Raw genomic sequence first — 12138 nt, forward strand, 5'->3', positions numbered from 1 at the left:
AATACAACGCCTCACATCCGCTTGCTGTACGTCAGACCAGCGCTTTGCCTTTGGCTTCCTTCAGACTTGCAGTCGCCCACAAAGCCCTTGCCATTAGCTAACACTTCCCCTTACCGGGTGTGTAGAGAACTTTTACCTCCAAGTAAGTGCGCCCTGCCGGGCGCACCAATAAAAAACCCCGCTACTTCAGCGGGGTTTTTGTTTTGTACTAAACGTAGCTATTAATGCAAGCCCGCCATGTAATCAGCAACAGCTTTCATTTCTTGATCAGAAAGCTTAGTCGCGATCGTTGTCATCTGAGTGCTATTTTTACGAGTGCCTTCACGGAATGCTAGCAACTGCGCTGTGTTGTAGTCAGCCCACTGACCGCCCATGCGTGGGTACTGTGATGGGATGCCGGCACCAGTTGGACCATGACATGCTGCACATGCTGGAACACCTTTAGCAGCGATACCGCCACGGTAGATACTTTGGCCCAATGCAATCGTGTCTTTATTTTGAGCCACGCCCTGCGAAACTGGCTGACTCACCAAGTAAGTGGCAATATTGTTCATATCTTGATCGGTTAAGGCAGCAGCCATTCCCATCATGATTGGATTGGCACGAGTACCTTCTTTAAAATTCTTCAGCTGCTTGGCGGTATAGGCTGCATGCTGAGCAGACAACTTAGGCCAAGTGGCTATTGCGCTTTGGCCCTTAGGACCGTGGCAAGTAATACATGCAGTTACACCACGGCTTGCATCGCCGTTAGAGTAAAGCGCTTCACCAGCGGCAGGATCGACCTTAGGCTTGCCTGGAACAACCGGCTTTGCAGCAGCTTCCGCCATTGGGGCAGCAGCAGGTGCAGGATCTGCAGCATTAGCTGGGCCAGAGAGGCTGGATATTGCCAGAACAAAGCCAGCAGCTAGGCTAGCGCTTACGCTAGTTAATTTGGAGATTTGAGAGGTTTGACGCATTATGTTTACCTTGGCAAAAATTCCTAAAAGTGTTTGGGCCCTACTTTTACAACCTTTTACCCAACACCATGAGATATTTCATGATTTTGCGTGATTTTACAATAGCTTCTGGACATGTCTAAACTCTTTCAAGCTCGATTTGCGACCACAGTCAATGACACCCATTGCCTGCCTACCACTCCACTTCGAGAAGTGGCCTTTGCAGGGCGCTCAAATGCGGGCAAATCTAGCGCAATTAACGTGCTTTGCAACCAAAAACGCCTCGCCTTTGCCAGTAAAACGCCAGGACGTACCCAACACATTAACTATTTTGGTCTTTTTGCGAAAGATGACCTTTTGGCCTATTTGGTGGATTTGCCGGGATATGGCTATGCAGCCGTCAATCATGAGACTAAATATCACTGGAATGCCCTTCTAAGCGATTATCTGCAGGAGCGGGAGCAACTGGTAGGCATGGTCCTGATTGTCGACTCCAGGCGCGGCATCACCGATCTGGATGAGCAAATGATTCAGTGGTTTGTGCCAACCGGCAAACCGATCCATATTTTGCTTAGCAAGTGCGACAAGCTCAATAAAAGTGAGTGCAAGCATGCTTTAGAAGCTGTGCGTAAACAGTTGCAACAATATGAACCAGCGCTTCCTGATGGCAATGGTGAATCCAAGAAACTTACGGCACAATTATTCTCAAGCACCAAGCGTATTGGTCTTGAAGAGGCCGACAATATTGTTATTAAATGGTTATTTGAAGCAGAGACTCAAGAAGATGAAATCACAAGCTAGCCCTTTATTGAACTTTCCGGCGCACCGCCCGCGTCGCATGCGTCGCGATGATTGGTCACGTCGCCTGATGCAAGAGAACCGGGTCAGTGTCGGCGATTTGATCTATCCAGTCTTTCTGCTCGAAGGCAGCAATCAATCTCAAGCCGTTGCTTCCATGCCAGGAGTTAATCGTGTATCCCTCGATTTACTTTTTGGCGTTGCCGAAGAATGTGTTGCATTAGGCATTCCTGTGATGGCAGTCTTTCCGGTAATTGATGCATCCCTAAAAACACCTGATGGCAAAGAAGCATTTAATCCCGATGGATTAATTCCGGCTGCAGTGCGTGAGCTTAAGAAACGCTTTCCTAATTTGGGCGTCATGACGGATGTTGCGCTTGACCCTTACACAAGTCATGGTCAAGATGGCGTCTTAGATGAGCAAGGTCGTATTCTCAATGATGAGACCACAGCAATATTGGTACAACAAGCCGTAGCTCAAGCGCAAGCTGGTGTTGATATCGTTGCACCATCAGACATGATGGATGGTCGCATCGGAAAAATTCGTGAAGCGCTAGAGCAGAAGAAACTCATTCATACTCGCATCATGGCTTACTCAGCCAAGTATGCATCGGCATTTTATGGCCCATTTCGTGATGCAGTAGGTTCAGCGAAAAATTTAGGTAAGGCTGATAAGAAAACCTATCAAATGGATTGCGCCAATACGGATGAGGCTTTGCGCGAGGTTGCTCTTGATATCAGCGAGGGCGCTGATATGGTGATGGTCAAACCTGGGATGCCTTACCTAGATATCGTACGCAGAGTTCGCGACGAATTTGACTACCCAACTTATGCCTATCAAGTGAGCGGTGAATATGCCATGCTCAAGGCTGCCGCACAAAATGGTTGGCTTGATCATGACGCTGTGATGATGGAATCGTTGCTCGCATTTAAACGTGCTGGCGCAGATGGCATCTTGACTTACTTTGCTCTAGAAGCTGCACATCTAATTAAGGCAAGTAAATAAATTGATGGTGAAGACTGAATAAGTACAAACTTATTCAGTCTCAATGAATTTAATTTCCCAGTGCTTTTTTCAAGCGCTCGACAAAACGTTGTGGTGGCATATAGCCAATTACCCGTTGATCTTTTAACTCTTCAGAATTGAGATCAAAGATCAAAATTCCGGGTGGGCCAAATAATCCAAAGCGTTTTAGTAAAGCCTGATTCTCGGGACTATTCTTTGTGAGATCAGCCTGCAGCAAAACAAATTTCTGCAACTCTTGATTCACCTCAGGATTTGCGAAAGTATTGACTTCCATTTCCTTGCAAGAGATACACCAGTCCGCATAAAAATCCAAGAGTACTAGTTTCTTTTCTTCTTTTGCTTGGGCTAAAAATTGATCTAACTGCCCGTTAGATTCAATCACAGCAAAACTCGCATTTCCAATCTGGTGTTGACGCTGGCCGTTGGTAACGCTAGTTGTCGCCCCGCTGCTGCCATTCTCAAATAGCGGTGACGCAATCCATGCCGCAGTAGCAACCAATAAAACACCCAATGTTCTTTGCAACCAAATCATCCAAATGCCAGTTGACGGAATGAGGATGCGCGCTTCAATAGCAATAAACAAAAGTGGCAGCCCCATACCCAGAGCCATCACAAAAAGTAACCCCGCCCCCAAACTCATCGAGCCTGTTTGCGCAATAAAAGCAAGTACTCCAGCTAAAGGGGCTGTAATACATGGGCTGGCAACTAATGTAGAAATTCCACCCAAGGCAAAAGCACCAGCAAAGCTACCCCCCTTATGGCGCCCCGCCAATTGGTCTACCTTTTCCTGCCAAGATTGGGGCATTCTGAGCTCATATAGTCCAAACAGACTGCCCGATAAGGCCAATAGCAGCAAAGCAAACGCAATCAGCGCTATAGGGCTCTGCAGAGCTCTTTGGACGCTTCCACCCAAGGCAGCCATCAAGACTCCAGCCAAGGCGTAGACGCAAGCCATACCAAGCACATAAGCCACAGCCAAAAGGCTTGCCCGGCCCTTGCTAATCGAGTGCTTAGCTTGTGTTCCAAACACCACGCTCGACAGAATGGGGAGCATCGGAAGAACACAAGGGGTGAATGCCAAAGCTAACCCCAGAATAAAGAAGGCTAAGAAAAGATATCCAGTCGGCGTACTTTCTAAGAAGCGGCTAATCGCATTAACGTCATCGCGCTCACGCCATATATCCATTAGGCTCAATTCTTTTTTGGGGGTATTGCCCACCTCCACTCCATCCAATAATTCTGGAATTGGCCCGGCTTTTACTCCAGGGCCTGCAAGTAGAAACTTCAGGGTCATTGGTGGATAACAAATTCCCGCTTCAGCGCAGCCCTGTAATTCCAATTCTAAGTAAAGCGGCTTTCCTGCTTCTGCTTTTTTATCTAACGTAAGAAGAAATGCTTGCTTGTAGATTTGCATCTTCTTCTGAAAGGTCTCATCAAACTTTTCAATACCTGCCGGTAATGATGCCTTTACAAGCTTGAGTGTATTGATCTCGGAGCCCATTTTGAAATGTAGGGATTCTTGATAGATGTAATAACCCTTAGCTGGAAAAATCTCTAACTCAATGTCATTTGTATTTACCGCCCACGTTGCTTCTGCCTGAAATGCTTTCTCAGGAGAAAGAAATTCGGGGGCTGCAAATGCATTAGCAATAACCAAGAGGAGTGCGGCCACTACTGGGACAATTTTATTAATCAATCTCATGGATCTCACTTTACCTCGGCCTGTACCCACTTGCCATACTGCGCTTCATATTTTTCCGGGACGTAGGCAATCACCTCTGGCAAATCATACGGATGATGACTTTTGATGAAATTAGAAATATCTATCCATTTATCTGCAACAGTCTTTGCTGACAACAGAACTTCATTTCCTGCGCAAATCTTATCTTCCCATCGATAGATGGAATGCGCACCCTCTTGAATTTGCACGCAGGCAGCCAGACGACCTTCAATCAATTGATGCGCCATTTTCTTTGCATCTTCAAGGGATGCAAAGCTGCTGACAATAATCAATAATTCGGCAGATTGGTCTGTGGTCATGATGTATTTATAACCGTGTAAATGAAAAAAAGCCAGACCGAAGCCTGGCTTTTAATCTTGCTAAAGGGCTTAAGCCTCTTCAGCTACTGCTGTTTCTTCAACTTCTGGACGATCAACCAACTCAACCAAAGCCATAGGTGCATTGTCACCATGACGGAAGCCGAACTTCAAAATACGAAGGTAGCCACCTGGACGAGTTGCGTAACGCGGGCCAAGCTCTGTGAAGAGTTTGGTCACGATATCGCGATCGCGTGTGCGATTGAATGCTAAGCGACGGTTTGCTAAGTTATCTTTTTTACCCAAGGTAATCAAAGGCTCAACAACCATGCGCAATTCTTTTGCTTTTGGCAAAGTGGTTTTAATCACCTCGTGCTCCAAAAGTGAATTGGACATGTTGCGCAACATCGCCAAGCGATGTGATGACGTTCTATTTAGTTTGCGTAAGCCGTTTCCGTGACGCATGATGCTTCCTTTCTAATTATTTCTCGAGGTTAGCTGGAGGCCAGCTTTCGAGTTTCATGCCAAGACTTAAGCCACGAGCCGCCAATACATCCTTGATTTCATTCAAAGACTTACGACCTAAATTAGGCGTCTTCAACAATTCATTCTCTGTACGTTGAATCAAGTCACCGATGTAGTAAATGTTCTCAGCCTTCAAGCAGTTTGCAGAGCGAACTGTGAGTTCGAGATCATCAACCGGACGCATCAACATTGGATCAACCATTGAAGAGCGGCTTGGTGCGAGATCACCAGAAACTTCGCTGCTTTCGAGGGCTGCGAATACAACTAACTGATCAACCAAAATGGTAGCGGCTTGACGAATAGCCTCTTCAGGAGACAACACACCATTTGTTTCGATTATCATTACGAGACGATCGAGGTCGGTACGTTGCTCAACACGAGCAGACTCAACAGCATAGCTAACACGGCTTACCGGGCTAAATGAGGCATCCAATACGATGCGACCAATGATCTTGGTAGCTTCGTCATGGTATTGACGCATATTGCCTGGTACATAGCCACGGCCTTTTTCAACCTTGATCTGCATGTCTAACTTGCCACCAGCGGACAAGTGAGCGATAACGTGATCAGGATTAATGATTTCTACATCATGTGGCAAGTCAATATCTTTTGCAGTAACAACGCCTGGGCCTTCTTTACGCAAATTGATAGTAACTTCATCACGTGACTGCAACTTAAATACGATACCTTTGAGGTTCAACAAAAGGTTAACTACATCCTCTTGAACGCCATCTAATGTGGAGTATTCATGAACAACACCAGCAATGGCTACTTCAGTTGGCGCATAACCAACCATCGAGGACAACAAAACTCGACGTAATGCATTGCCGAGTGTGTGGCCATAGCCACGCTCGAACGGCTCCATAACAACCTTAGCTTGGTTGGCGGTAAGCGCTTCAACAGAAATAATTTTTGGCTTGAGCAAATTTGTTTGCATATTTTTTCCTTGAGAGTGCCTAATTAGCGTGAATACAATTCGACGATCAAACTTTCATTAATTTCGCCGCTAATATCTTCACGGTCAGGCACTTGCTTAAATGTTCCCTCTAGCTTAGTTGCGTCTACTGAAACCCAAGTTACAGGTGTCATTTGTCCAACCAAATTGAGTGACTCTGTAATACGCGCTTGCTTCTTCGCTTTTTCACGAATCGCCACTACATCACCAGGCTTAACCTGAATAGATGGGATGTTCACTGGGCTGCCATTGAGCAAAATTGCGCAATGAGAAACCAATTGACGCGCTTCAGCACGAGTAGATCCAAAGCCCATACGATAAACAACGTTATCGAGGCGTGCTTCTAACAGCTGGAGCAATGTTGAGCCAGTATTGCCCTTACGACGCTCAGCTTCTGCGAAGTAACGACGGAACTGACGCTCTAAAATTCCATACATACGCTTAACCTTTTGCTTTTCACGCAATTGATTACCGTAATCAGATGTTCTTGAGCCAGATGTGCGACCATGTTGACCAGGCTTAGTATCTAACTTGCACTTGTCTGACAGGGCGCGACGTGCGCTCTTTAAAAATAAGTCGGTACCTTCCCGACGGGCTAATTTGGCCTTAGGCCCTAAGTAACGTGCCACGATGCTTTCCTTTCTTTGCCGCAGTCTTACGACTGACGGTGAGTTCACCCTTTAATTCAGATGAACGGTGGGCTTTAATAAAAAACTACTAAAACTATTGCACTGCCAACATCCAAGCTTAAATACGACGACGCTTAGGAGGACGGCAACCATTATGTGGAACTGGGGTAACGTCTTGAATCTCAGTGATCTTGATGCCCAATGAGTTCAATGCACGAACTGCTGATTCACGACCTGGACCTGGGCCCTTGATCTGAACTTCCAAATTCTTGATACCGCATTCAATTGCTGTCTTACCAGCAACTTCTGCAGCTACCTGAGCAGCAAAAGGTGTTGATTTACGTGAGCCCTTGAAGCCCTGGCCACCAGATGTTGCCCATGATAGCGCGTTACCTTGGCGATCAGTGATCGTAATAATGGTGTTATTAAAAGAAGCGTGAACGTGTGCAATACCGTCAGCAACGTTCTTTTTAACCTTCTTGCGTGCGCGCTGTGAAGCTGCAGAAGCGGATTGTTGTTTTGCCATGTCAATAAACTTTCTTGATTATTTCTTGAGTTGCACGCCAGACTTACGTGGGCCCTTGCGGGTGCGCGCGTTAGTCTTAGTACGTTGACCACGTACGGGCAAGCCCTTACGATGACGAACGCCGCGATAGCAGCCTAAGTCCATCAAACGCTTGATGCTCATCGTTACTTCACGACGAAGGTCACCCTCAGTGATGAACTTACCTACTTCATCACGCAACTTTTCCAAGTCACCGTCAGTAAGATCTTTAACTTTTTTGTCGATAGCAACACCTGTGGTTTCACAAATTTTGCGTGCACGTGTTGTGCCAATGCCAAAAATTGCTGTTAAACCGATAACAGTATGTTGATGATTTGGGATATTTACCCCAGCGATACGTGCCATGAGATTTCCTCTTAATTAACCAGATCAGCCTTGACGCTGCTTATGACGTGCGTCTGAAGAACAGATCACGCGCACAACGCGTTTGCGCTTAATGATCTTGCAATTTCTGCAAATACACTTAACGGATGCCAAAACTTTCATAACTCACCTCTAAAAAAAATATGTACTACTTAATCTTTACTTTGCTCGGAAAATGATTCTTGCGCGCGTCAGGTCGTAAGGAGTCATCTCCACCGTCACCTTATCTCCTGGCAATATGCGGATGTAATGCATCCTCATCTTCCCAGAAATGTGCCCTAGAACCACATGTCCGTTTTCTAGCTTCACGCGAAACATTGCGTTCGGCAAATTCTCAATAATTTCTCCCGCCATCTGAATTACATCGTCTTTAGACATTCAGTTAAGCGCCCATCTTAAAGTTAGCTTTTTTCATCAAAGAACCATATTGTTGTTGCATTACGAATGACTGAACTTGAGCCATAAAATCCATTGCAACAACGACAATAATCAACAATGAAGTACCACCAAAATAAAATGGCACGTTGTACTTCAACACTAAGAATTCTGGCAACAAGCAAACCAAAACCATATAAATTGCACCGGCTAATGTCAAGCGAACCAAGATCTTGTCGATATAACGACCAGTTTGATCGCCAGGACGAATGCCTGGAACAAAGGCACCGCTCTTCTTCAAGTTATCTGCAGTTTCACGGCTATTGAAAACTAAAGCCGTGTAGAAGAAGCAGAAGAAAATAATCGCTGCGGCATAAAAAATTGTGTAGACCGGTTGGCCTGGGGCTAATGTTGCTGCCAAGTCTTTAATAATTCTGCTAAACATATTGGTTGGCTCGCCTGATGTAAACCAGCCAGCAATCGTTGCAGGGAACAAAATAATCGATGAAGCAAAAATTGGAGGAATAACACCAGCCATGTTCAACTTCAATGGGAAGTATGAAGACTGACCGCCGTACACCTTATTGCCAACTTGACGTTTAGCGTAGTTCACCAAAATACGACGCTGGCCACGCTCTACAAACACTACGAAATAAGTCACCGCAATACAAATCACTATGATCAGCAATGCAGCCAGGATATTCATGGAACCGGTACGTACCAATTCAAGCAAGCTACCGATTGCGGTTGGCAAACCAGAAACAATGCCGCCGAAAATAATGATGGAGATACCGTTACCAAGACCGCGCTCAGTAATTTGCTCTCCAAGCCACATCAAGAACATCGTGCCAGTAACTAAAGTTACTACTGTGTTCAATTCAAACATCAAACCTGGGTTGATAACTAAGCCTGGTTGAGCTTGCAATGCAACGGAAATACCTAAAGCCTGGAATGTTGCCAAGAACACAGTGCCGTAACGGGTGTACTGTGTAATCTTGCGTTGTCCTGCTTGGCCTTCTTTTTTCAAAGACTCCAAAGAGGGAACAACAATCGTCATTAACTGCATGATGATCGATGCAGAAATATACGGCATGATTCCTAAAGCAAACACTGTGAAGCGGGATAAAGCGCCACCTGAGAACAGGTTGAACATACCCAAGATGCCATCTTTTTGACCTGAGAACAATTGAGCCAACTGGTCAGGATCAATACCTGGCACAGGAATATGCGCACCTAAACGGAACACGAGCAATGCCAACACCAGGAATACCAAGCGTTGGCGTAAATCGCCAAACTTATTTCCTGATTGAGCAATATTTGCTGAGTTGTTAGGTGCGATTGCCATTATTTACTCAAAACTGGTTAAACCAAGTCAACCAATTTGCCACCAGCTGCTTCAATGGCTGCTTTAGCACCAGCAGTTGCAGTAATCCCCTTGAGGGTTACAGCAATCGAAAGCTCACCAGTCTTAATGACTTTTACTGAGTTGATCTGCTCACCAGCAAAACCATGAGCTCTCAAAACTAATAAGTCTACTTCTGGCAAATTAATTTTTGCTAAGTCGTTCAAAGTGATTTGACCAACGTGACGACGTGTCAATGACACGAAACCACGTTTTGGCAAACGACGATACATTGGCATCTGACCGCCCTCGAATCCAACTTTGTGGAATCCGCCTGAACGTGACTTCTGACCTTTGTGACCACGACCAGCTGTTTTTCCAAGACCAGAACCGATGCCGCGACCTACACGACGACGATTTTTATTGGAGCCCGGTGAGGGTTTGAGTGTATTGAGTTGCATATTCTTCGCCTATTTACTTGCTAGTTATTAGCCAACGACTTTAACTAGATAAGAAACTTTATTAATCATTCCGCGAACAGCTGGTGTGTCTTCCAATTCTGAAACAGAATTGATGCGACGCAGGCCTAAGCCGCGAACGGTTGCACGGTGGCTTTCGCGTGTGCCGATCAAGCTGCGTACTAATTGCAGTTTGACTTTAGAGTTAGTTGTTGTCATTTATAGATTCCTAATCTTTTGGTCTTAGCCGAGAATCTCTTCAACTGACTTACCGCGCTTAGCAGCAATTTCAGAAGGAGTGCTCATCTTGCTCAAGCCATCAATCGTTGCACGAACCATGTTGTAAGGGTTTGTTGAGCCAAGTGACTTAGCAACAACGTTAGTTACACCCATTACATCGAAAATTGCGCGCATTGGGCCACCAGCGATAACGCCAGTACCGTCTTTAGCTGGAGAAATCATCACGCGTGATGCGCCATGCTTACCAATCACAGTATGTTGCAAAGTACCTTTACGTAAGGAAACTTTGATCATCTTGCGACGTGCTTCGTCCATTGCCTTTTGAACAGCGACTGGCACTTCTTTTGATTTGCCTTTACCCATGCCTATACGACCATCGCCATCGCCAACTACTGTGAGTGCAGCGAAGCCAAGAATGCGACCGCCCTTAACCACTTTAGTTACACGATTAACAGCAATCATCTTCTCGCGAAGACCATCATCACGCTCTTCGTTTTGCATCTTGTTTTGCATTTTTGCCATGTTTTTTCCTAAACCCTATTAGAACTTCAGGCCGGCTTCACGCGCAGCTTCAGCTAAGGCCTTAATACGGCCGTGGTAACGATGACCAGAACGATCAAAAGCAACATCAACAACGCCCGCCTTAACAGCACGCTCAGCAACCAACTTGCCGATTTGTTTTGCAGCTTCAGCATTGCCGCCGTTTTTGATCGCTTGGCGCAAATCTTTTTCCATTGTTGAAGCAGCTGCTACAACTTTGGTTCCACATGGGCTATATACCTGTGCAGAAATATGTGTATTGCTACGGATAACTGTTAAGCGATTTGCCAATGCTTCGGCAATGCGAATACGAGTCTGCCTAGCGCGTCGTTGTCTGGATTCGTCTTTATTCATTTTTTAATCTCGCTTACTTCTTCTTAGTTTCTTTCAGATGTACAACTTCATCCACGTAGCGAACACCCTTGCCTTTGTATGGCTCTGGTGAACGGTATGCGCGAATTTCAGCTGCAACCTGGCCAACCTGCTGCTTGTTGGAACCTTTAATAATGATTTCAGTTTGAGTTGGGGTCTCAGCTTTTACACCCTTTGGCAGGTTGTAAATAATGTCGTGTGAGAAACCTAACTGCAACTTCAATGATTCGCCTTGAGCAGCAGCACGGTAACCAACGCCTACCAAGCTGAGCTTGCGCTCAAAGCCAGTAGTTACGCCAACAACCATGTTGTCTACTAAAGCACGGGCTGTACCTGACTGTGCACCAGCTTCTGGTGTGTCGTTATTTAAAACAACTGTCAATACGCCATCTTCTTGTTTCAAACCAACAGAAGGATGCAAGTTATGTGTCAAAGTACCCAATGGACCTTTAACAGTAATGTTTGCACCGTTGATGCTGATCTCAGCGCCCTTAGGGACTGGAATAGGTGATTTACCAACGCGGGACATATTTCTCTCCTTACGCGACGTAGCAAATAACTTCACCACCAACGCCGTTTGCACGTGCTTTGCGGTCTGTCATTACGCCTTGTGGGGTTGAAATAATTGCAATGCCCAAGCCATTCAGCACTTCAGGAATGTCGTGGCGGCCTTTGTAGATACGTAGACTTGGTGTAGAAACACGGTCAATACGCTCAATAACAGGACGGCCTGCATAGTATTTGAGTTCAATGTGTAGCACTGGCTTAGCTGCTTCACCTTTGATTTCAAAACTATCGATATAACCTTCATCCTGCAAGACTTTTGCAATAGCTACTTTAACTTTTGACGACGGCATCAAGACTACGGGTTTCTGCACTGCTTGCGCATTGCGGATCCTTGTCAACATGTCGGCGATTGGATCGCTGATACTCATGAGTTCTCCTAATTCTTTCGCCGCTTACCAGCTGGCCTTGGT

Annotated in this window: 19 protein-coding genes; 2 read left to right on the forward strand and 17 right to left on the reverse strand. The window is 45.7% G+C overall.

Annotation, left to right across the window (positions count from 1 at the left end):
- Positions 1–221: 221 nt before the first annotated feature.
- On the reverse strand, positions 222–956 hold the full coding sequence (locus ACIQZ3_RS10045; RefSeq protein ID WP_397392757.1) for a c-type cytochrome: 735 nt from the start codon (positions 954–956) through the stop codon (positions 222–224).
- 114 nt (positions 957–1070) lie between these two features.
- On the opposite strand from ACIQZ3_RS10045, the gene yihA reads away from it, so the two are divergent.
- On the forward strand, positions 1071–1736 hold the full coding sequence (gene yihA / locus ACIQZ3_RS10050) for a ribosome biogenesis GTP-binding protein YihA/YsxC (RefSeq protein WP_397392759.1): 666 nt from the start codon (positions 1071–1073) through the stop codon (positions 1734–1736).
- On the forward strand, positions 1720–2739 hold the full coding sequence (gene hemB / locus ACIQZ3_RS10055) for a porphobilinogen synthase (RefSeq protein ID WP_397392761.1): 1020 nt from the start codon (positions 1720–1722) through the stop codon (positions 2737–2739). The genes yihA and hemB overlap by 17 nt, the downstream gene beginning before the upstream one ends.
- A 49-nt stretch (positions 2740–2788) precedes the next feature.
- Here the strand turns inward: hemB and dsbD are convergent, their stop codons facing one another.
- From dsbD to rpsH, 16 genes are all read right to left on the reverse strand, one after another.
- Entirely contained in the window at positions 2789–4462 is a 1674-nt protein-coding gene (dsbD, locus tag ACIQZ3_RS10060; RefSeq protein ID WP_397392763.1) for a protein-disulfide reductase DsbD, read from the reverse strand.
- 5 nt (positions 4463–4467) lie between these two features.
- Positions 4468–4800 (reverse strand): divalent-cation tolerance protein CutA, encoded by a 333-nt coding sequence (gene cutA, locus ACIQZ3_RS10065; protein WP_397392765.1) that lies wholly within the window; start codon positions 4798–4800, stop codon positions 4468–4470.
- A gap of 69 nt (positions 4801–4869) precedes the next feature.
- Positions 4870–5262, reverse strand: coding sequence for a 50S ribosomal protein L17 (rplQ, locus tag ACIQZ3_RS10070; protein WP_015420256.1), 393 nt, complete (start codon positions 5260–5262; stop codon positions 4870–4872).
- A gap of 16 nt (positions 5263–5278) precedes the next feature.
- Positions 5279–6259, reverse strand: coding sequence for a DNA-directed RNA polymerase subunit alpha (locus ACIQZ3_RS10075; protein WP_397392767.1), 981 nt, complete (start codon positions 6257–6259; stop codon positions 5279–5281).
- A gap of 23 nt (positions 6260–6282) precedes the next feature.
- Positions 6283–6906: a 30S ribosomal protein S4 gene (rpsD, locus tag ACIQZ3_RS10080; protein WP_397392769.1), complete on the reverse strand. Its 624-nt coding sequence runs from the start codon at positions 6904–6906 to the stop codon at positions 6283–6285.
- A gap of 118 nt (positions 6907–7024) precedes the next feature.
- Positions 7025–7432 (reverse strand): 30S ribosomal protein S11, encoded by a 408-nt coding sequence (rpsK, locus tag ACIQZ3_RS10085; protein WP_015420254.1) that lies wholly within the window; start codon positions 7430–7432, stop codon positions 7025–7027.
- Positions 7433–7450: 18 nt separating this feature from the next.
- Positions 7451–7816, reverse strand: a complete 366-nt coding sequence (rpsM, locus tag ACIQZ3_RS10090; protein ID WP_015420253.1) for a 30S ribosomal protein S13 — start codon at positions 7814–7816, stop codon at positions 7451–7453.
- A gap of 24 nt (positions 7817–7840) precedes the next feature.
- Positions 7841–7957 (reverse strand): 50S ribosomal protein L36, encoded by a 117-nt coding sequence (gene rpmJ, locus ACIQZ3_RS10095; protein WP_012357167.1) that lies wholly within the window; start codon positions 7955–7957, stop codon positions 7841–7843.
- 36 nt (positions 7958–7993) lie between these two features.
- Positions 7994–8212: a translation initiation factor IF-1 gene (gene infA, locus ACIQZ3_RS10100; RefSeq protein ID WP_015420252.1), complete on the reverse strand. Its 219-nt coding sequence runs from the start codon at positions 8210–8212 to the stop codon at positions 7994–7996.
- A gap of 4 nt (positions 8213–8216) precedes the next feature.
- Positions 8217–9554: a preprotein translocase subunit SecY gene (gene secY, locus ACIQZ3_RS10105; protein ID WP_397392771.1), complete on the reverse strand. Its 1338-nt coding sequence runs from the start codon at positions 9552–9554 to the stop codon at positions 8217–8219.
- Between the two features lie 17 nt (positions 9555–9571).
- Positions 9572–10012 (reverse strand): 50S ribosomal protein L15, encoded by a 441-nt coding sequence (gene rplO / locus ACIQZ3_RS10110; protein WP_397392773.1) that lies wholly within the window; start codon positions 10010–10012, stop codon positions 9572–9574.
- A 27-nt stretch (positions 10013–10039) separates the two neighbouring features.
- Positions 10040–10228 (reverse strand): 50S ribosomal protein L30, encoded by a 189-nt coding sequence (gene rpmD / locus ACIQZ3_RS10115; RefSeq protein ID WP_046329387.1) that lies wholly within the window; start codon positions 10226–10228, stop codon positions 10040–10042.
- Between the two features lie 24 nt (positions 10229–10252).
- Positions 10253–10771 (reverse strand): 30S ribosomal protein S5, encoded by a 519-nt coding sequence (rpsE, locus tag ACIQZ3_RS10120; RefSeq protein WP_100379470.1) that lies wholly within the window; start codon positions 10769–10771, stop codon positions 10253–10255.
- An 18-nt stretch (positions 10772–10789) separates the two neighbouring features.
- Positions 10790–11143 (reverse strand): 50S ribosomal protein L18, encoded by a 354-nt coding sequence (gene rplR, locus ACIQZ3_RS10125; RefSeq protein WP_215360615.1) that lies wholly within the window; start codon positions 11141–11143, stop codon positions 10790–10792.
- Positions 11144–11156: 13 nt separating this feature from the next.
- Positions 11157–11690, reverse strand: a complete 534-nt coding sequence (rplF, locus tag ACIQZ3_RS10130; RefSeq protein WP_397392775.1) for a 50S ribosomal protein L6 — start codon at positions 11688–11690, stop codon at positions 11157–11159.
- 10 nt (positions 11691–11700) lie between these two features.
- Entirely contained in the window at positions 11701–12096 is a 396-nt protein-coding gene (rpsH, locus tag ACIQZ3_RS10135) for a 30S ribosomal protein S8 (protein ID WP_397392777.1), read from the reverse strand.
- Positions 12097–12138: the final 42 nt, after the last annotated feature.

The sequence above is a fragment of the Polynucleobacter sp. genome (assembly GCF_044342855.1).
Classification (GTDB): Bacteria; Pseudomonadota; Gammaproteobacteria; order Burkholderiales; family Burkholderiaceae; genus Polynucleobacter.